We start from the raw sequence: 1,738 nt of genomic DNA on the forward strand, positions 1-1,738 counted from the left end.
TCGGGGAGCTGTCAACCGAGCGTGGATCCGAGGATGTCCGAATGGGGAAACCCGGCACGAGTGATGTCGTGTCACCCAACGCTGAATACATAGGCGTTGGGGGGGAACGCGGGGAAGTGAAACATCTCAGTACCCGTAGGAAGAGAAAACAATTGTGATTCCGTGAGTAGTGGCGAGCGAAAGCGGAGGATGGCTAAACCGTATGCATGTGATACCGGGTAGGGGTTGTGTGTGCGGGGTTGTGGGACCCATCTTCTCAGTTCTATCCGACTGGGGGGCAGTGAGAAAATGTTGTGGTTAGCGGAAGTGGCTTGGGATGGCCTGCCGTAGACGGTGAGAGCCCGGTACGTGAAAACCCGACGTCTGTCTTGATGGTGTTCCCGAGTAGCAGCGGGCCCGTGAAATCTGCTGTGAATCTGCCGGGACCACCCGGTAAGCCTGAATACTTCCCAGTGACCGATAGCGGATGAGTACCGTGAGGGAATGGTGAAAAGTACCCCGGGAGGGGAGTGAAATAGTACCTGAAACCGTGCGCTTACAATCCGTCAGAGCCCTCCACTTTGTGGTGGGGTGATGGCGTGCCTTTTGAAGAATGAGCCTGCGAGTCAGGGACATGTCGCGAGGTTAACCCGGGTGGGGTAGCCGCAGCGAAAGCGAGTCTGAATAGGGCGTATCCGCACAGGAGTGTGTGGTGTAGTGGTGTGTTCTGGACCCGAAGCGGAGTGATCTACCCATGGCCAGGGTGAAGCGCGGGTAAGACCGTGTGGAGGCCCGAACCCACTTAGGTTGAAGACTGAGGGGATGAGTTGTGGGTAGGGGTGAAAGGCCAATCAAACTCCGTGATAGCTGGTTCTCCCCGAAATGCATTTAGGTGCAGCGTCACATGTTTCTTGTTGGAGGTAGAGCTACTGGATGGCCGATGGGCCCTACTAGGTTACTGACGTCAGCCAAACTCCGAATGCCGACAAGTCTAAGAGTGTGGCAGTGAGACGGCGGGGGATAAGCTCCGTGCGTCGAGAGGGAAACAGCCCAGATCGCCGGCTAAGGCCCCTAAGCGTGTGCTAAGTGGAAAAGGATGTGCAGTCGCGAAGACAACCAGGAGGTTGGCTTAGAAGCAGCCACCCTTGAAAGAGTGCGTAATAGCTCACTGGTCAAGTGATTGTGCGCCGATAATGTAGCGGGGCTCAAGCACACCGCCGAAGCCGCGGCAACGATCTTCGTGATCGTTGGGTAGGGGAGCGTCCTGCATCCGGTGAAGCCGCCGAGTGATCGAGTGGTGGAGGGTGTGGGAGTGAGAATGCAGGCATGAGTAGCGAATAGGCAAGTGAGAACCTTGCCCGCCGAAAGACCAAGGGTTCCTGGGCCAGGCCAGTCCGCCCAGGGTGAGTCGGGACCTAAGGCGAGGCCGACAGGCGTAGTCGATGGACAACGGGTTGATATTCCCGTACCCGTGTGTGTGCGTCCCTGATGAATCAAGGGTACTAACCACCCAAAACCGTTGTTACTGATCGCCTTCGGGTGTGAGGAGTGACGGGGCTGCGTGGGACCTTCTTTGGTAGTAGTCAAGCGATGGGGTGACGCAGGAAGGTAGCCGTACCGGTCAGTGGTAATACCGGGGTAAGCCTGTAGGACGAGATATAGGTAAATCCGTGTCTCATGACGTCTGAGAGGTGATGCATAGCCGAGTGAGGCGAATTCGGTGATCCTATGCTGCCAAGAAAAGCCTCTAGCGAGGACA

At 56.7% G+C, this 1,738-nt stretch carries 1 rRNA gene; it reads left to right on the plus strand.

The features are described 5' to 3' along the window. A 23S ribosomal RNA gene (locus tag A5784_RS29210) occupies nucleotides 1-1,738 on the plus strand; the annotation flags it as partial.

The organism is Mycobacterium sp. 852013-50091_SCH5140682 (assembly GCF_001665685.1).
Classification (GTDB): domain Bacteria; phylum Actinomycetota; class Actinomycetes; order Mycobacteriales; family Mycobacteriaceae; genus Mycobacterium.